The organism is Xanthocytophaga flava, from assembly GCF_030068545.1.
Lineage (GTDB): Bacteria > Bacteroidota > Bacteroidia > Cytophagales > 172606-1 > Xanthocytophaga > Xanthocytophaga flava.
Genome location: NZ_JASJOR010000003.1, coordinates 321,791 through 340,747 on the forward strand (window position 1 = coordinate 321,791; position 18,957 = coordinate 340,747).

Here is an 18,957-nt window from a genome sequence, read left to right on the forward strand (position 1 = left end):
GTATGAAAATGAGTGAATTGTGACTTTACAGGCAAGGGGTAGATATAGTATCTTTGTAATGTAAATCAAGCAGATATATCTTCAGATGTAAGTCTGATTAAAATATAAAAATACGAATTTAGGTTGTAAGTGGTTTGTTACTGAAATTCTCCGAAGGTGTCCTTCGGAGAATTTTCGTTTTACTAGGGTGATACGATTGAACTAATGTGGGAAATGATCGGTGAATTTGTGACCATTATACATCTGTAGAACCTCAAATGGAGTACATAGGCATAAACCAAGTTCCTGCTTGATGATTTTTTCTTCTATATCCTGACCAATAATTACCAACTCATTTATACGATCACCAAAGTCACTATTCCATCGTTCCTGTATGAGTTGTTTGTTTTCCTGATATGCCGGATGTTGTTCTCTTTTTGCTTCAGGCATAGAAGCCCACCATATACCAGCCGTTTCCGCTCGTAATGATCCGCCTGCCTGGCTCCAGCTTAGTGCTACACTGGGACGAGAGGCCAGCCAGAATAGACCTTTACTTCGAATAATATTGGCAGGCCAGTTCGCATTCAAGTAGTTCCAGAATCTTTCAGGGTGGAATGGCAGTCGGGATCGGAATACAAAAGAGCTAATACCATACTCTTCGGTTTCTGGTGTATGCGTTTTTTGTAACTCTTCCTGCCATGCTGGCGAATTTTCAGCTTCTTCCAATGTAAAAAGTTGAGTATGAAGAATCTCTTTTAACTCAACCTGTCCATACTGTGATTCAATAATACGGGCTTTAGGATTAAGCTTCTGTAGAATAGCTTTTAGTTCACCCAATGTTTGTGGTGTTACCAAATCTTCTTTATTCAAGATAATGACATTGGCAAATTCAATCTGTTCTGTGAGTAAGTTAACGATTGGGCGATGGTCATCTTCTGTTTCATTTAGTTTTCTGTCTGTAACAGTTTCATTGCTTCCATAGTCTCTGGCAAAATTAAATGCATCCACTACTGTAACCAATGTATCCAGTTGCGAAAACCTGGAAAGATTAACACCTGATTGTTCATCTACAAAAGTAAAGGTTTGAGCAACGGGCAGTGGTTCTGAGATTCCTGAGCTTTCAATTAGCAGATAATCAAATCTTCCTTCTTTTGCAAGTTTCTCGACTTCCTGTATTAAGTCTTCCCGTAATGTGCAACAAATGCAGCCATTTGACATTTCAACCAGTTTTTCTTCGGTTCTGGATAAAGTATTTTCTCTTTGTACAGTCTGAGCATCCATGTTGACTTCACTCATATCATTGACAATAACGGCCACCTTCAGATTTTCTCTGTTATGAAGAATATGATTCAGGAGAGTAGTTTTACCTGCTCCCAAAAAGCCGCTGAGAACAGTGACAGGCAATTTTTTAACTTCTTGCATAAGAATAAGTAGTTGGTTACTTGAACGATGGATTTTTACTTTTGCAATATTGTTGCAAAAGTAAAAATCCATCGGAACTTTTAAAAAAAATCCTACATTCGTTATCGCAACACCAATTGATCAAACCAACCATTCATCATGAAGAAAACTTTCTGGAGACTTTCTATCGGTCTCTTTGTAGTAGCAGGAGCCAATACTCTCAATGCTCAATCATTAACGGGCTTTCTACCTTCTCAGCAGGCAAAAGAACAAGAAGCTGAAAAACTTTTTTTGCAGAAACCTAAGCCTGAAGTCTATAAAAAACATCTGGAAGCATTGACTCGTGTACCACATTCTGCAGGTACTCCTGAGAATGCTCAAGTACGAGCATATATTGTAGATATCATGAAAAAAGCAGGCTGGCAGGTAGAAGAACCTGCCTATGACATTTTTATGCCTGTGTCTCCTGGTGAAAATACAGTTGAAATTATCACACCTGAGAAAATAAAATTAAATACTACTGAAACACCAGTAGATGCTTTTTCAGGCCAACCTCGTGTTACAGGTGGTTGGAACTCATTTTCCGGTTCTGGAGATGTAACAGCAGAAGTAGTGTATGCTAATTTTGGTACAAAAGAAGATTTTGAAAAGCTGGAGTCAATGGGAGTTTCTGTTAAGGGTAAAATTGTCATAGCCAGATATGGTGGGAACTTTAGAGGATACAAGGCCAAACATGCTCAGGCACATGGTGCTGCCGGAGTAATAATCTATACAGATCCGATAGATGCTGGCTATATGAAGGGCATTACTTATCCGGAAGGACCTCAGGCAAATGATTCCTATATTCAGAGAGGATCTTTATTGACAGTAGATTTTACAGGTGATCCTTTGACTCCTTTTGTGCCTGCATTACCATTAGATGGAAAGAAAAAAATAGAACGCTTATCTCCGGATAAAGTAGATTTACATAAAATTCCGGTTACTCCAATTTCTTATGGTGCTGCCAAAGAAATTCTAACCCGAATGACAGGACAGAGCGTGCCTGCTGGCTGGCAAGGGGCTTTGCCTTCTGCCTATCGGATTGAAGGAGGGAGTAAACTAAAAGTACATTTAAAAGTAGAGCAAAAGAATGACTTTACCAGAGTCACTAATGTGATTGGTACACTCAAAGGTAGTGAGTTCCCCGATGAGTGGATTATTCTGGGATCACACTATGATGCATGGGTTCATGGAGCAACAGATCCAAATAGTGGAACCTCTATGCTCATTTCTGTAGCAGAAGCACTGGGAGAGCTGGCAAAGGCAGGTTACAGACCTAAACGCAGTATTAAAATCTGTCATTGGGATGCTGAGGAATTTGGGGTAATCGGATCGACAGAATGGGTTGAGCAATTTAAAGAAGAATTGTCTGCTAAAGCTGTTGCTTATATGAATGCAGATGCAGCTGTATCAGGTAAGTCCTTTGGAGGGGCTTCTTCCCCATCGTTGAAACAATTGTTAAAAGATGCTACACAGATGGTTTCGTATCCGGGTTCTGATAAGACAGTCTATCAGCAGTGGGCAGGAGCTAAATCTGAACCTGAAGTAGGAAATCTGGGCGGGGGGTCGGATCATATTGCTTTTTATATGTATGTTGGTGTGCCTTCGTGGGGTGGGGGAACAGGTGGTGTAACGCCTTATCACTCAGCTTATGATAATTTCGAATATTACTCCCGCTTTGTTGATCCGACTTTTCAGATGGGACCAATGGTTTCACAGATTTTTGGTGTTATGGCCATGCGATTGGCTAATGCAGAAGTGATTCCTTATGATGTAAGTAGATATGCAACAGACCTGGAAAAGCATTTGAGTACTATTGAGAAAACTATAAAAGTGTATTCTCCTGCTTATTCGTGTGAAAAGCTAATGACAGCTGTTCATGAACTTGGAAAGAATATTGAATCATATAATGCTGCACAACAAAAATATATTCAGGCCAATAAGAGTGTTAAAAACACAACTGCAGAATTAAATAAAATTCTTATTTCTCTGGAGAAGTCATTTATTGATGCACAAGGTATGGCCTATGGCAAATGGTATCAATCCTTGTATGCCTCTCCTGATCCCTACAGTGGATATGCCTCCTGGATGTTACCAGGTTTTATGTATGAGGCATCTTTAAAATCAACAGCCAACCTGCCTCAGTTAGAGGCTCGCTATCTGAAAGCTATTCAATCTTTAAATGAAAAGGTAGTAGATCTGACTAAAAAGTTAGGATAGACTAGTTGTATCTTAACAAAGAAGTCCAGATCTCGTCAATTACAGTGAGATCTGGACTTCTTTGTTATACTTTATATAATTGAAATTTGCAAATTGATTTTATATAAAAACTTGCATTTTAGATAGTAAAAAACTTTTTAGTGTTTTTTGGAAAGAGAAATTCTTTTCTAAAAGATTTGCTTTTGATGCTAAATGGAGGGGTTAGATCCACTTGAATAACTATGTGAGATTATTTTTGCAGATGTGATTATTGTAGAATCTTACAATCGGATTCTATTTTAGATGGGAAATTTTATATTTGGTTATCACAAACTCCTAACTTAATTAAACATGAAAAAACTGCTTCTACCTTGCCTGATTATGGCATTGACTTTTGTGTCTTGTCATAAAGATGAAATTGAGTCTCAAAGCTCTGATATCACTATTGCTCCGACTGCACGTAAATGTGCTTCTATGGAACTGCTTGCCATTCAACTAAAGAATGATCCTGCTATGGCAGACAGAATGTTGCAAATAGAATCATTTACCAATAAGGTACTAAAAGAGCATAAGGCGGCTCGTCTGGTAAATGGTGTAATAGAGATACCTGTTGTTGTCAATGTCCTTTATAGAACTGCAGCAGAAAACATATCTGATACTCAGATACAATCTCAGATTGATGCATTAAATGAAGACTATAATGCAACCAATGCTGATTTCACGCTTGTTCCGGCAACTTTCTCAGGTGTAAAAGCCAACGTTGGAATTCGGTTTGTACTAGACCAGACCGTTCGTAAATCCACCAACAAGAGGTCATGGAATACCAATGATTACATGAAAATATCATCACGCGGTGGAATCGACCCTACTTCGTCTGCTACTAAATTGAATTTATGGGTATGTACCTTGTCAAATGATATTTTGGGGTATGCTCAGTTTCCTGGCGGAGCCTCTGCTACGGATGGCGTCGTGATATTAAATACAGCCTTTGGTCGCACCGGCACTGCTGCTGCACCGTTTAATAAGGGGAGGACAGCAACCCACGAAGTGGGACATTGGCTGAATCTGCGCCATATATGGGGTGATGCAACCTGTGGAACTGACTACGTCAATGATACTCCATTGCATAATACAGCTAATTATGGTTGTCCGGCTGCTGGTCACAAATCTACCTGTACAGGTACACCTGTAGAAATGACAATGAATTACATGGATTATACAGATGATGCCTGTATGTATATGTTTTCCAATGGACAAAAATCAAGAATGTTAGCTACTTTCGTTTCAGGAGGACCACGTTATAGCTTTGCTCAATAATGTCAGTTTTTGATAGGTTGTTGTATACATACAACAACCTATTATTTTTTATCTGTTCTCCTCATTTGTTTCTCTACAAGTTTCCCTCCATTCAGAAATTCATCGTTAGATTCTTCCATCCTGATTAGAAGTTAGATTCTTTTATTTTTTATATCGATTCTACAGAACCAAACTATCTATCTACCAGTGATATAATAATTTTTTAGTTAAGATAATTAATTATATTTTCAAAATATTTTGAAAATATAATTAATTATCTGTAGTTTTGAATCGTTCAACAAGAACAAAAAGCATCAGAAAAACTAATCACAAGCAGAAGCCATTTTATATGAATGTGATTGCTTACCTAATATATTTAGCTATAACCTATTGGGTTACAGTACATGTAGGACTCAGTTTTTACAAGCATGGAAGACTTTATCTTCTTTCTCTTTTTCACAATGATGAAAAGATTAGTGATAGTATCAATCGATTACTGCTTGTTGGATACTATCTGCTTAATTTAGGCTACGTAGCTATTATGATACGTTTCTGGGACTCTGTTACTTCCTGGCAAACATTGGTTGCTAGTGTAAGTACTATGGTAGGAAAGATCATGTTAACACTGGCTATTATCCACTTTATCAATATGACAGTACTTCTGTTTTTTAGTAAATCATATCATACATCTACTCATTCCAAATAAACACTTTTATGAAAACTTCATTTGTATTAACCTCGTATCTGATCTACTTACCTGTTGTGGTAATGCTTACCTGGTATGTTGCTCATACCTTATTTAAAAATAGTAAAGTCTTCATGTTGGACATATTTCATGGAAAAAGTGATATTGCCTATTCAACCAATAAATTGTTTGAGGTAGGATTCTACCTGCTGAATTTGGGTTTTGCTTTGTTGATAATGGAGACGAGTGCTGCTATAGCCAATAGTCAGGGAATGCTGGAAGAGTTAAGTAGCAAAATAGGAGGGTTTAGTATCTATCTGGGTATAATGTTGTTCTTTAACCTGTATCTGTTTTTTAGAGGACGTCGGATTTCGAAACAAAAAATGGCACAAAGTTTTGTACCACCTGCTGATTTGAGATAAAAAGAAACATAATATTAAAAGAAACGCCAGTCGGAATATATTCTGACTGGCGTTTTGTTATGAGAATCAGTAATTATCAGATATAGTATTCAAGATATTCGTCTGCTTTTTCGTAGGCTGTTCCGCTGACCTTGATCTGATTCTTATTATAAACTTTTGAATAAGGTTTGATACTTTCTGTAAGCCAGACATTTCCGCCTATGATACTATCATGACCTACAACAACATGCCCACCCAGAATCGTTGCTCCCGCATAAATTACCACATTATCCTCAATCGTTGGATGGCGTTTTACACCTGCCAGGGTTTTTTCTACACTTAAAGCCCCCAATGTTACACCCTGATATATTTTAACACGATTTCCTATAACTGTAGTTTGACCAATCACAATACCTGTACCATGATCTATGCAGAAATGCTCTCCAATAGTTGCTCCTGGATGTATGTCAATGCCCGTTTTTTGATGGGCATATTCTGTTAATAGACGCGGAATCAAAGGAACTCCTAACTGGCATAGCCGATGGGCCATACGATAAATAGCTATGGCATAGAAGCCAGGATAAGCCAGTATAACTTCATTAGGACTTGTTGCTGCGGGGTCTCCATCTGCCATAGCACGTGCGTCGTTCAAGAGCAAATCATAAATGCGTGGAAGACTTTCTGCAAACTGATTAGCAATGGTAGCAGCAGGAGCAGGGAGATTAGGCTCAATATCAATTAAAAGCTTCTCTCCATTATTTTGTAATTCATAGAGTTCTGCTTCTACACTTTCAGGTGTTTTGAATGTTTGATCTGCAAATTGTGGAAATAACATTTGCAAAACTGAGTCTATAAAACGATATACTTCAATCTTTTGTGGAAGTTTGTCATAACTTGTGTGTGACTGAAATAACGTTTGTGCAAAACGGTGGTAATTCATAATCGTGGCAAGATAGATGAAATAAGCAGATAATGTAAAAGTAGTATAAAACCCAATGGTAATGGCTATACGCCTACAATTTTCCGCATAGTTTGTGTTTTTAATTCTGTTTCACGCCATTCCCGTTCCGGAATAGACCCTGTGGTAATACCTGCTCCTGCATAAAAAATCACCCGATTGCTTAGCCATTGGGTACATCGCAAATTTACAAAAAGATGAGACTCTCCATCTATATTTACAGGGCCTAGAAATCCACTATAAAATTCCCGGTTATGAGGTTCGTGGTTACTAATGAAGTCCATGGCTGGTTCTTTGGGAGTGCCACAGACAGCAGAAGTAGGATGCAATAACCGAAGCATAACTGTACCCAACTGGGGAAATTGAGTAGCTTGCATATCTACAGTCAAATCAGTTCGTAAATGCAAGAGATTACCTGCTACTACAGTTTTTGGACCTTCTTCTTCAAACTCCCTCAGACGAATTTTTTTGAAACAGTTGATAATGTAACGACTCACCAATGCTTGTTCTTCTATCTCTTTCTGCTTCCACATTACTTCAGACAATGGTACACCTGGCTCATAAGGTTGTGTTCCTGCCAAAGCTATTGTACGAAATATCTTTTGTTTATTTGTACTGATAATCACCTCAGGAGAAGCACCCATCCATGTGCCATGTTCAGGGATACTGATTAATGAGACAAAGGCCAGGGGATAAGATTGAGTTAGCTTAAAGTAAGTTTGAATGATATTGGTATCTTCCTTGATTGGAACTGTAATAGTGCGGGAAAGTACAACTTTCTGAAATTTCCCTTCTTCCATCTCCCGAATAGCCTTGGATACCATATCTTCAAATATGGCTTGATCTGCATCCTGAGTTTGATAAGAAGTTCTGGAAGATATAACGGATGAGTAATTTCTGGTTTGTAAAATATTCTCTACAGTCTGATAGAAATTTTCTTTTCGAATCTGTAAGATAGGATCGTTAAGAGGAAGATTCTTATCCGAGAATATATATGTTTCTGTTGATGGATCTTGCTCTAGCGTAAAATGGATGTCTGCATGAATAAATAAAGACTGATCTGCTTCAGGGTTAATGAAGGGACTGACTGCAAATCCGGAATGCAGTTCTTCAAGATCAATGACCGTTTTTTGAGGTTGTCCTGAAAGATCTATTATTCCCTGAATTTCCTGAGTTTCTGGTAATCGCCATAATGCGATAGGTAAACCCATTTGGTGTGTAGCAATCCAGAGTGCTTGTATATATTCTAAAGTATTTGTTAATGTAATAGAAGAAACCATGGAAATGTACAAAGTTCGATACTCAGAAAGGTAATAGACCAAAATAGTATCCTGATAAGATTCTCATGCTCACCTTAGGATATACAAAGAACTGAAAAAAAAAACTTTCAGTTTCCATTTTTTTCAAAAAATAAGAAAACCAATCAGAGTAAGTGACAGGCTGGATAAATGACTGGGCATATTTGAGAGAATTAGGACTGATATTCACATCTTTGTATAAATTAATTCTTATTTTTACTCTATTAACAAACATTTACTTATGAAGAGATACTATCTTGCTTTATTCTTTTTTTTGGCTTATATAGGTAATGGCATCAATCTCTATGCACAACAAGTAACAGGAAAGGAGACTATTATATTTCTTGTCCGTCATGCAGAGAAAGATCTTACAGAAAGTTCAAATGATCCCTCACTCTCTTTGGAAGGAAAGAAACATGCGGAGCAATTGGCTGCAATTCTGAAAGATGCAGGAATTGAAGCTATTTATTCCACAGCGACTAAGAGGACTGAACAGACAGCACTGCCTTTGTTGCAGAAGCTGGGATTATCTATTATGCACTATGATGCTAAAGAATCTGATCTGCCTATAAATTTAGCTAAGAAGGGAAAAAATAAACGTATTTTGGTAGTAAGTCACTCAAATGTGGTTCCTAAGTTGTTGAATGAATGGACAAAGTCAAATAAATATACAGAATCAGATGAGTATGGTGATTTATATATTGTGAAAATTAGTGATAGTCAACCTGCTAATGTGATTAAATTACACTTCTAATAAAAACTGCCTATGTCTAATACATAGGCAGTAGAAATATAATTGTCTGAACTGTTTGTATTGTAAGCAGAGTGATTAACGATCCTGATAGAGCAGATCATCCTCTGTATCTGGTTTTCCATCTACTCCGGATGATCGTAACATAAATGATTGTCCATTATTGATAGTCTTGTATTGATATACGTTTTCCCAGCTATCTTTATCCCAATCTCTTCGTAATGGATCGTTCCCTATTACTTCTCTAAGAGTTGTCGGATAGTTCTTTGTACTCTCTTTATAGAACTGTAAGGCAGAGACTATCTGATCACATTCCTGTCGTGTAGCTCTTTTGTGGAAATAATTTTGTCCAAAAATAAATACACAGGAAATGATAAGTGCAAGAATGAGTAGGGTAGTTAAAGTTGATTTTACTATTGATCTAAGGATGGATGTGTAATTTATAGATGAGAGATCTACATTCCATTTTGGAACAGAAACAAATGGTAGGGTAAATGTACCTTGGTTCATAGTGCGTACAATAAGGTATCCTATTACCATTAGGAATACACACATAAGTCCAGGTAGAAAGCCAGATAGCAATGAAACTACCGCAAATACAAATCCTGTACAGAACAAAGTTATTCCGGCAGAATAAAGCAATGTATATAAGGTAGGATGGGAAGATTTCATAGTAATATACTTAATGGGTTAATGTCCAGGTAGCTTTGATACGTTCATTTTTTTCAGTCTGTTTGTGTAAAAATACAACATCCAGCAATTCGCCCTTAGACCATTTATCTATCATGTTATCATAATAGTAGCTGCCAGGGTTACCAGATTGTCCACCTGGATAGAGTGCATACGCTTTAAGATTTGGTCCTAATGCCACTACCATACGCCATGACGGACCGTTGCGTTCAGAGGTTGCATTTACAATTCCTCTGCCTCCTCCAATCCATATATCCTTTCGTGAGAAAGGAAGAATTGAACGGGACAAATGTAGAATGGTTGTGCTTTTGTATTTTGCCCAAGCCCAGGATTCTGGATTTAGTTCTCCTTTTTTAGTTGTGAGTGTATCAATGGTAGCTCTGAATGATTGAGTTGCTATATCTGCCAGTGTTTCTTTTTGTTCTGTTTCTTTATTGTCAATCCAAGGAGAGGTAGGTTCTGTTGTTACAAGTTTTACCGTTCTATCCTGGTTGGGCATTCGCATAGGTTTGTCGTCTGTACTACGAAACTCATCCCATAATTTTAGTGAGAAATATTGCCACCAAACATAAAAGATTGTTGGTCCAATCTCTGCAGGGTTATTTTGTTTATTCCATCCCGCAACTGTTTGATATGCTTTTAACTGTTCTTTATTAAGTTGATTCTGTGAGACATAAGATAATAACTGTGGCAATACATCCCGTGCATGAATATTATAATTATCATTTTGCAACATACGAAGGCTATCGGGTGTAATCTGCTGCATGCTGGTTAATCGTTGATTGATGCGTTCACCACGAGAGTAGTTGGAAAATTCCCACCCCAGATAATAAGGATACGTTGTATCTGCCGAGAATTGATTGGCAGAACTGACAAACCCACGAGAAGGATTAAGCACATGTGGATTCTGAGCATGTGGAATCCATCCTTGCCAGTCATAGGCAGAATTAGATCCATCCAGAATAAATTTACCCTGCTCTTTCCATTTTATAGGAAACTTGCCATTGGGCCACAGTGCAATATCATTGTCAGCAGAAGCGAAAACAAAGTTTTGAGCTGGACTAATATAGTAAGATAGTGCTTTTACATAATCTGAGTAATTTTTGGCTCGATTAAGGTAATAGAATGTCACTAGTTCGTTGGAGGGTTCGTGTGCAATCCATCGCATGGCGCAACCAATTGGGGTTCTGCCATTCAATGATTGCATTCCCTCATTGTATACTATAGGACCATGATGGGTATATAAAACAGTATCTATAACATCCGGTTTTCCACGAACTTTAATGACCTCAATAGCCTGCTTTACTGGTTTGTAAATGCCATCGTATAAGTATTCTTTGTGTGTTTGATCTTTGAATGTAATCTTATACCAATCCATTACATCTGATCCTACATTGGTTACGCCCCAGGCCACTTTTTCATTAAATCCACTGATAACATTAGGTGCTCCAGGTAATGAGGCCCCACATACATTTACATCTGGACCGACAAGCTGAATCTGGTACCATATAGATGGTAACGATAATTCCAGATGAGGGTCATTGGATAAAATAGGATAACCAGTTGCTGATTTCTGACCGTTTATAGCCCAATTGTTACTGCCAACTTCTTTCTCTGCCTGAGGATCATTGTAAACAAGAGATGGATTTGCTCGAGAGAATTTGGATAAACTAGTTATAGCATTTGATATAGGTTTGATAAAATCTTTGGGTTGTGGTGGTGTAGGGAGTGGTTCAAAATCCCATTTGGTGCCGACAGGGATGACTGGATTTTCGTGAAATGGATAGTCAGGAAACAAATCTTTGACAACATCATAGCCATATTGAGCCAGTACATTTGTCATCTGACCATCATCATCACCCGTTGCCAGCGTGGTTGCCATTTGTTTTAATAGCAAGGCAGACTTTAAAGGCTCCCAGGGTTCTGGTGAATAATCAAGAATTTTGTATTCAACCGGATAATCTTTTGGAGATAAGCTTGAAATATAGGCATTGACGCCTGCTGAATAGGCTTCCAGAATTTGTCTACTGACAGAGTCTGACATCATTTGTGTCAGTGTAGCTTTAGCGGCAACAACCATTCCCCTTCTACGAGTATTCCGATCTAATTCCAGTGTACGGTCTCCTATGATCTCTGACAATCTTCCTGCTGCCGCGTGAGTTTGCAACTCCATCTGCCATAACCGATCATAGGCTGTAACATATCCCTGCGCATAAAACAGATCATAGGTATTATTGGCAAAGATGTGTGGTACATGATTGTCATCAAACCGGATTGTTACTTTATCCTGTAATCCTGTAAGCGAAAGACTCTTCTCGGATTCTGTTTTAGTTGGATCTGCATTAGCCCAGAATCCATGAAAAGGATTCAATAGCTTTCCTAAAGGAGGGAGAATGCCCAACTTGGTATTAAAGAAAAAGATAAGTCCAATTGTTAAAACCGAAGAGAGAATGGCTTTAATCCATTTCATAGAATCAGGAATAAGAGTTTAGATCAGACAGATACTCTGTTTGATTCAGACAAACAATTAAAATATGTGTAAAAGATACTAGTGCAGTTGAAAAGTACCAAATACTTCAGGGAAAATTGATTATATCTTGATTGAGATGCTCTAGTCTATACCTATAGAAGGAATTTTCCTGGAAAATAATTATGGATATTCTGATAAGAAAATCCCTCTGATTTATAGAAATCAGAGGGATTTTTATGTGAAATAGAAAAATTAGTTTAACGTCCTTGGTCATACCATGTACGACGGCGGCTGAGTTTAAGATCTTTAAGCATAGAAGCTTTCACTTGAATATCAATAGAATAATATTGATAGGAACCAAAAGGAGCCCAGTTGGCTGTCATCTGCCAGCAATGTAAATCTCTGAATATATTGATGGCAGTCGTATTAACAACATAATTTCTGGTAAAATCATAACCTGATGTAACCCCAATACGCCATTTTTCGGTAAGTTTTACTTCGCCGTTAAAAGTCAGCGTTTGTACAACACTGGATGCTCTAAATCCATCTTTGGAATAATTGAAGTTATATGCCACATTGGCATTCCATGGAATATCAAAATCTACATAGAGGTTAGGATTGGCCTTTATCTGTTGTTTGGTTTGTTCATCCAATGTTGGATCTTTATCAACCTTTTCAGTTGTCTTTTTACTTGCATTCGGATTTAAACTGGTACTAATACTTAAGTTCAAACTAGTAATACGTCCTAAGCTGCTACCCTGTACCTTTCCCACTCTTCCTGTATTCGAAGTATAACGACTGGAACGCCAGGCAAATTCATCTACACGACGTTGTATATAAACTGGATTGCCATTAGAATCAAAAACCGGATTGTTATCTGCATCAACTGATTGCAACTGAACCATACGGTATGGATCTAATGTAGAGGTAAAGTTAATATCTACTTTTTTGAATAGTTTGGTACGTGCCGAGATGCTAATATTGGATAGTTTTAGCGAGTCAGCTGCCAGGTTGTAGCTACCTGAAAAACCAAAATTGTCCAGAAGACTTACTTTTTCATACTTCACTTTCGCTGTATCGCTTTTGGCTTTTATTTTAGCCTCAAGAGTATTACTCAAACTAAATGTAATGCTTTTTGAAAGACTGGCACTTGGTAAATTACTGGTACTGCTAAAACGAGGTAGCCTTACTTTCGTCATTTCTCCAGAAGAATCCTGTACCATGGCTATCTGATAGAATCCAAATTTATCAGGTGACAAATCAGGAGTAAAGCTAAAGCCTATGCTTGGCACCATCCGGTGGCGGATTGCCTCAATTCGTTTGCCATGAACATTAAACATCCCATAAATGTTGGTTGTCAGACTGGCACTGGCAGAGTAAGAGCTTGAACGGGCAAATCCTCGCGCTGTATCAATTCTAATACTATCACCCTGATTGAATGAAAGATCTGAGTTAATTAAACGATTTTGGGCATCATAGAAAGTCAGTTTTTGAGGATACCAGGTTTCTTTGTAGTTAAAACTATAATTCATACTCAGGTATTTGAGTAGTTTCATTGTCATTGAAACCGGTATAGTATGTGTTACACCTTTATCCGCTCTTTTCCAAAGTAATCCTGCATTTGAAAAATTGAAAGGAAGCGTATCTCCGTTAGTCTGATATGCATTCGATATCGGTAGTCCCTGATAGGATGTGGCAAAAGATTGAGGAGAGTTACTAATTCTGTTATACCCATCCAATTGATAAGCCATGTTTAAGGTTTGCCAGAAATATTTGCTACTACTTCCTCCTTTACCTTTCAATGGATAAAATCGGTTAAGAGAAATATTAAATTCAGGTAGTGATGTATTAACAATACCTGTTACCGTATTCATATCCTGTCTGGCACTTGCACTATAGGTTACTGGCAGGTTTTTGATTGAAAAAGAGTTGGAGTAAGAAATACTGGAAGTAAAGGAAGAAGAAATTCTTCGGTTGATATCATTTTGTACACCTGCACCTGCATAGGCAAATTTGGAGTTGTAATTTGTCGAACCTAAGTTAACACTTGCAGAAAAACGTCCTGTACCTTTGCTGACAGGACTGTGTGACCAGCTAATCCAGAATGCATCTGTGCGTGATTTAAATCCTTCATCTCCTGTGCTTTGTCTGTTAAAGCGTAAGTCAAGTGAACCGCTGTATGCATATTTCTTTGTATAAGTTGAACGGACATTTAAACCCCATCCTCCACGTGAATAAACTTCACCCAGGAAGCTCATATCCATAAAATCACTCATTGCCCAATAATAACCACCCTGTCGTAAGAAAAAACCTCTATTAGTAGGTTCCTCTCCATACGTTGGTACAATAACACCTGATTTACGTTTTTCAGAGGAATAGGGAAAGAAACCAAAGGGAAGTCCTAAAGGTAAAGGAATACCACTTAGATAAAAATTGAACGGTCCGGATACAACTTGTTTATTTCCAACAACTTTAATTTTTCGTGCTGCAATATGGAAGTGCGGATTTGGTAAATTACAGGTTGTATAAATAGCCCCCTTTATATAAAGGTTATCATAGGGATCTTTAAATACATCTGTACCTCTGACATATCCTTCTCCTTGCTGAGTTATAACACCACCAATAATTGCTTTTTTAGTTTTAATATTATATTGAATTCTTTCTGTCTCATATTTTTGATTACCTTCTGTAAAAATGGGTGCCCCAACCACTTTACCTGTGGAATCTTTTACCCCTTGTGCATCTACGATTCCTGTATCCCAGTTTATCTCTATATATTCGGCGTCTAAAGCAATATTACCATAATTGATCTTTGCCTGGCCATACAGCCGGGCTATTTTACCATTAACATCCAGTATAATCGAATCCTGAGCACTGTATGTAACAGAAGTCTCAATTTCTCTGCTTTGTTTTCGCAAACTGTCTGTCTGTGCCCCCTGAGCTGTTGTGTCTCTCAACAAAGAAGGTTTTTTTAATGAATCAAGTGCTGTGCTACGTGGAGAAACACGTACACTGTCACGGCGATTCTGACCATAAGTGGTTAGTATGGTACCTGTAAGAATACAACCGAATACTAGAAAAAGGCAAGATAAACGCAAAAGATGTTTCAGTTTTATTAAAAAATTTACATTTTTGCACAAATTTAGGGCATTCGAGACAAAAAATTGAAGCATTGTGAAAAATATTATTCTCATTTTTGTACTGGGTATTATAGTTTCGTTATGTGCTTTTACTCCATTAGAAAAACGCCCCCAATACAAACTACGTCTGGTGGTTATTGATGCGGGCCATGGTGGCAAAGATCCAGGTACTCATGGAAAATATGTACAGGAAAAAGAAATTGCTTTGAAAGTAGCCTTGGAAGTAGGCAAAACTATAAAAAAGAACTTTCCTGATGTAAAAGTTCTTTATACCCGTATGACTGATAAGTTTGTGGACTTACAGGAACGTGCTGCAATTGCTAACAGAAATCATGCCGATCTTTTTATCTCGATTCATTGTAACTCAAATAATTCCAAAGCGATTGCTGGAACAGAAACGTATACAATGGGGTTACATACTTCAGAAGGAAATCTGGATGTTGCCAAACGGGAAAATTCTGCTATTCTACTAGAGGATAATCACGAAAAAAAATATGGCGGCTATGACCCCGATTCACCCATGGGGCATATTTTGTTTGCCAATTATCAGAGTGCTTATATGGAAAATAGTCTTAGATTTGCCAGCCATGTAGAGTCTCAGTTTGAAAAGAGAGCAAACCGACATAGCAGAGGCGTGAGACAGGCCGGTTTTATCGTTTTATGGAAAACCACTATGCCTAGCGCTCTAATTGAGATTGGTTTTCTGAGCAACCTGACAGAAGAAAAATATCTTAGAACAGAGGAAGGCCGTTCAACTATTGCGAACTCCATTTATCGTGGATTTAAAGCGTATAAGGAAGATATGGAAGCAACAGATTAAACTTTCTGTATCATGACAGATAAATGCCATTTTTATTTTCCAACAATTTTGTTTTTCTAGTATTATTGGATCGATTTAAATAGGGTCTAAATTTTGATTTTTTAACTTAATTATTTTGCTGTGGCAGTCTCGAAAGAAATTAGAATAGGGATACTGGCTCTTGTGTCAGGTGTTGTTTTATATTTTGGCTTTAACTACCTGAAAGGTTCTGATCTTTTCTCCAACAAAGAATATTATTATGCTATTTACCCTAATGCTGAGGGATTAAATGTTTCAAACCCTATTACGGTCAATGGTGTGCAAGTAGGGCAGGTGGCTGGTAAAACATTGCTTCAGAATCGTGGCAACCAGGTGCTTATCACATTGGATATAGAAAAAGAAGTAAAACTCAATGATTCAACTGTTGCGATAGTTGCCAGCACTGGTTTATTGGGTGGCAAAGAAATTAAACTTCTGATTGGTAAAGGTGGCCGTCCGTTGGATGAAGGTGATACTTTGATCTCGCAAATTGAGGTAGATATGTTGGGAAAACTAGCTGAAGAGGCAAAGCCTTTAAGCCGTGACCTGGATACCGCCTTGTATAACCTGAATGTTTTGTTAAAACAATTTCAACAGATAAGCAAGCCTTTGGGAGGAACGTTACAGAATCTGGAGAATACATCTTCTGCTCTAAATGGCATACTGGCACAAAATCAGGCTGCTATCAAGGGAATTCTAACAAATCTGAATGCAATGTCTGGTGCGCTAAATGATCCTCAGACAGGAGTAAAACCTTTAATGGCAAAATTGAACGCTACAGGTGATAGCTTAAGCCGGATACAGTTAGGTCAGACAGTTGATAAAGCCAATGCATCACTTGCTAATATTAGCAAATTGTTAAATGAGATTAATCAGGGACAAGGATCATTGGGCAAACTGGCAAAAAATGATTCACTCTATAATAACCTAAATCGATTTTCTGCCAATCTGGATAGTCTGATGGTTGATTTCCGTGAACATCCTAAGCGATATATACATTTTTCTGTATTTGGAAAAAAGGATAAGATAAAAAAATAAGACTGCTAATTAGCTAGTCAAGACCTTCAGTATCTCACTGAAGGTTTTTTTATTTCCATTGTTTTTGATTTTTGTCTATATTTTTCTCGTAAAAGTATAACTTGGTTCCGGTTAAATTTCATCACGCAACTGATAAGCCATTCTATGAATTCGGAATTTACTAAAAATGAACAGACAAATAAACAGCTAAGTGCTGATCTTACTGAAAGATTAAAGAAGATACATCTGGGTGGAGGAGAGAAAAAAATTGCAGACCAGCATCAGAAAGGCAAGCTTACCGCAAGAGAACGTATCCAATATTTGATTGATAAGGAAAGCGATTTTCTAGAAATCGGAGTTTGGGCAGGATATGGTATGTATGAGGCTGACGGAGGATGTCCAGCTGGAGGGGTAATTACAGGGATTGGTTATATTCATGGGCGTCAGTGTGTGATTGTTGCCAATGATGCTACTGTTAAGGCAGGGGCCTGGTTTCCGATTACGGCCAAGAAAAATCTTCGTGCACAGGAAATTGCAATGGAAAACAGACTGCCAATTATCTATCTGGTAGATAGTGCAGGTGTATATCTGCCTATGCAGGACGAAGTTTTTCCAGATAAAGACCATTTTGGGCGTATTTTCAGAAATAACGCTCAGATGTCTTCAATGGGAATTGTTCAGATTGCAGCTATTATGGGCTCTTGTGTAGCTGGAGGGGCTTATCTGCCTATCATGTCGGATGAAGCCATGATTGTTGAGGGAACAGGCTCTATCTTTCTGGCAGGTTCTTATCTGGTCAAGGCTGCTATCGGAGAGGATGTAGATAATGAAACTCTGGGAGGTGCTACTACTCATTGTGAAATTTCAGGTGTGACAGACAATAAATATCCTAATGATCAGGAATGCCTCACCGCTATTCGTCGGATAATTGACAAAATGGGACATGCTCCTAAAGCAGGATTTGATAGATCTACACCTGTGCCACCTAAAGACAACCCTCAGGAACTATATGGATTATTTCCATCAGATCGGGTAAAACCCTATGACATGCGTGAAATTATTAAGCGTTTGGTGGATAATTCAGAGTTCGATGAATATAAAGAATTGTATGGGAAAAGTTTGCTTTGTGGATTGGCACGTATAGACGGGTGGGCTGTTGGAATTATAGCCAATCAGCGGACAATGGTAAAGACAAAAAAAGGGGAAATGCAGATGGGTGGAGTAATCTATTCAGATTCGGCAGATAAGGCGGCACGATTTATTATGAATTGTAATCAGAAACGTATACCATTGGTGTTTTTACAGGATGTGACCGGATTTATGGTAGGAAGTCGCTCTGAACAGGGAGGAATTATAAAAGATGGTGCAAAAATGGTAAATGCTATGGCAAATTCCGTAGTACCTAAATTTACTGTTGTTGTTGGCAATTCATATGGTGCAGGAAATTATGCGATGTGTGGCCGTGCCTATGATCCCCGATTGATGGTTGCCTGGCCTTCTGCTCAACTGGCTGTAATGAGTGGTTCGTCAGCTGCCAAAACATTATTGCAAATTCAGCTGGCAGCCTTAAAGGCAAAAGGGAAAGAGATAACAGCTGACGAAGAGAAAAAGATGTTTGAAACGATTAAGAATCAGTATGATAACCAGTTGTCTCCTTATTATGCTGCGGCCCGGTTATGGATTGATGCGGTGATAGATCCACTGGAAACTCGTAAGGTAATTGCGATGGGAATTGAGGCTGCTAATCATGCACCTATTGAAAAACGGTATAATGTAGGAGTTATTCAGACATAAA

At 38.0% G+C, this 18,957-nt stretch carries 14 protein-coding genes; 8 read left to right on the forward strand and 6 right to left on the reverse strand.

The window, feature by feature from the left end:
• Positions 1–201 precede the first annotated feature (201 nt).
• Positions 202–1,401 (reverse strand): GTP-binding protein, encoded by a 1,200-nt coding sequence (locus QNI15_RS06655; RefSeq protein ID WP_314031096.1) that lies wholly within the window; start codon positions 1,399–1,401, stop codon positions 202–204.
• Between the two features lie 138 nt (positions 1,402–1,539).
• On the opposite strand from QNI15_RS06655, the gene QNI15_RS06660 reads away from it, so the two are divergent.
• From QNI15_RS06660 to QNI15_RS06675, 4 genes are all read left to right on the forward strand, one after another.
• Complete coding sequence (locus tag QNI15_RS06660; protein WP_314031097.1) at positions 1,540–3,639, forward strand: M28 family metallopeptidase; 2,100 nt, start codon at positions 1,540–1,542, stop codon at positions 3,637–3,639.
• A 330-nt stretch (positions 3,640–3,969) separates the two neighbouring features.
• Positions 3,970–4,935: a zinc metalloprotease gene (locus tag QNI15_RS06665; RefSeq protein WP_314031098.1), complete on the forward strand. Its 966-nt coding sequence runs from the start codon at positions 3,970–3,972 to the stop codon at positions 4,933–4,935.
• 328 nt (positions 4,936–5,263) lie between these two features.
• A complete protein-coding gene (locus QNI15_RS06670) occupies positions 5,264–5,620 on the forward strand; it encodes a hypothetical protein (protein WP_314031099.1) in 357 nt (118 codons plus the stop codon).
• Positions 5,621–5,628: 8 nt separating this feature from the next.
• Positions 5,629–6,021 (forward strand): hypothetical protein, encoded by a 393-nt coding sequence (locus tag QNI15_RS06675; RefSeq protein WP_314004733.1) that lies wholly within the window; start codon positions 5,629–5,631, stop codon positions 6,019–6,021.
• A 76-nt stretch (positions 6,022–6,097) separates the two neighbouring features.
• On the opposite strand, the gene QNI15_RS06680 is transcribed toward QNI15_RS06675, so the two are convergent.
• Positions 6,098–6,940, reverse strand: a complete 843-nt coding sequence (locus tag QNI15_RS06680; RefSeq protein WP_313986022.1) for a serine O-acetyltransferase — start codon at positions 6,938–6,940, stop codon at positions 6,098–6,100.
• Between the two features lie 65 nt (positions 6,941–7,005).
• Positions 7,006–8,238 (reverse strand): chorismate-binding protein, encoded by a 1,233-nt coding sequence (locus tag QNI15_RS06685; RefSeq protein ID WP_314031100.1) that lies wholly within the window; start codon positions 8,236–8,238, stop codon positions 7,006–7,008.
• A 259-nt stretch (positions 8,239–8,497) separates the two neighbouring features.
• Here QNI15_RS06685 and QNI15_RS06690 point away from each other — a divergent pair, with 259 nt between their 5' ends.
• Entirely contained in the window at positions 8,498–9,010 is a 513-nt protein-coding gene (locus QNI15_RS06690) for a SixA phosphatase family protein (RefSeq protein WP_314004729.1), read from the forward strand.
• Positions 9,011–9,085: 75 nt separating this feature from the next.
• On the opposite strand, the gene QNI15_RS06695 is transcribed toward QNI15_RS06690, so the two are convergent.
• The 3 genes from QNI15_RS06695 to QNI15_RS06705 form a co-directional block, all read right to left on the reverse strand.
• The gene (locus QNI15_RS06695; RefSeq protein WP_314031101.1) at positions 9,086–9,679 is read right to left on the reverse strand and encodes a type II secretion system protein GspG; all 594 of its coding nucleotides are present in this window, start codon (positions 9,677–9,679) and stop codon (positions 9,086–9,088) included.
• Positions 9,680–9,689: 10 nt separating this feature from the next.
• Complete coding sequence (locus QNI15_RS06700) at positions 9,690–12,167, reverse strand: penicillin acylase family protein (RefSeq protein WP_314031102.1); 2,478 nt, start codon at positions 12,165–12,167, stop codon at positions 9,690–9,692.
• Positions 12,168–12,424: 257 nt separating this feature from the next.
• Positions 12,425–15,265, reverse strand: coding sequence for a putative LPS assembly protein LptD (locus QNI15_RS06705; RefSeq protein WP_314031103.1), 2,841 nt, complete (start codon positions 15,263–15,265; stop codon positions 12,425–12,427).
• 76 nt (positions 15,266–15,341) lie between these two features.
• On the opposite strand from QNI15_RS06705, the gene QNI15_RS06710 reads away from it, so the two are divergent.
• From QNI15_RS06710 to QNI15_RS06720, 3 genes are all read left to right on the forward strand, one after another.
• Entirely contained in the window at positions 15,342–16,127 is a 786-nt protein-coding gene (locus QNI15_RS06710; RefSeq protein ID WP_313986037.1) for an N-acetylmuramoyl-L-alanine amidase family protein, read from the forward strand.
• Positions 16,128–16,247: 120 nt separating this feature from the next.
• Entirely contained in the window at positions 16,248–17,183 is a 936-nt protein-coding gene (locus QNI15_RS06715; protein ID WP_314031104.1) for an MlaD family protein, read from the forward strand.
• A gap of 144 nt (positions 17,184–17,327) precedes the next feature.
• On the forward strand, positions 17,328–18,956 hold the full coding sequence (locus tag QNI15_RS06720; protein ID WP_314031105.1) for an acyl-CoA carboxylase subunit beta: 1,629 nt from the start codon (positions 17,328–17,330) through the stop codon (positions 18,954–18,956).
• The last annotated feature ends 1 nt before the right edge of the window (position 18,957 follow it).